This is a genomic window from Planctomonas deserti (assembly GCF_003067705.1).
In the GTDB taxonomy this organism is placed as follows: domain Bacteria; phylum Actinomycetota; class Actinomycetes; order Actinomycetales; family Microbacteriaceae; genus Planctomonas; species Planctomonas deserti.
This window is the reverse complement of the sequence record NZ_QANL01000049.1, coordinates 1-712: the sequence shown is the minus strand read 5'-3', so window position 1 is coordinate 712 and position 712 is coordinate 1. Positions and strand designations below refer to the sequence as shown.

General features: G+C 67.3%; 1 protein-coding gene. It reads right to left on the bottom strand.

The genetic code is table 11. From position 1 onward, the window contains the following. Positions 1-459, bottom strand: a 459-nt coding sequence (locus DAI20_RS19460) for a PAS domain-containing protein (protein WP_205781501.1), incomplete at its 3' end; no start/stop codon positions are given. Positions 460-712: the final 253 nt, after the last annotated feature.

The window sequence follows — 712 nt, the reverse complement described above, 5'->3', positions numbered from 1 at the left end:
CTCTTCGCGTTCGCGGGCCGACTGGGCCACATGCGCCGCCGTCGTCTCGAACATGGTAACCAGCACGCCGCTGACGCGCCCCTCCTCGCCACGGATGGGGCTGTAGGTAATGGTGAACCACACATCCTCCAACCGCCCGCGGCGCGCGAGGGGATAGAGTTTGTCCTCGTAAGTGATGGTTTCGCCCTGCCAGACGCGCTGGTAGATCGGCCCGTTGATATGCCACACCTCGGGCCAGCATTCACGGGTCGGCTGGCCGAGTCCGCCGGGATGCTTGTCGGCCAGGATCTCGGCATAGCCATCGTTGTAGAGCTGCACCAGCTGCTCGCCCCACAGCACGATCATCGGGAAACCATGGGCCAGCATCAGGTCGACGGTGGCGCGCAGGTGTGGCGGCCACCGCTCATACGCTCCCAGCGGCGTGGATGACCAGTCATGGCGGGCGATGCGCGCAGCCATGCCATCGTGGCGCCCGTGCGGGTGCGCTGCAGGTGGCATGCCGCCACGAAGCTCGGTGGCGCGGATGCCTTCAGGACGGCGCGACATGCCGCGCAATCAGGCGATGCCCGCAGAGACCTGCGGCGCCGCCACCAGCCCGGCCAGCTGCTGCACCAGGGTTTCGATGTGATAAGGCTTGGTACAGCGCGGCGCGCTGGCGAAGCGGCTGGGCAGGTTGTCGTCGTAACCGGAGGTCAGCAGGAAGGGGGTACCC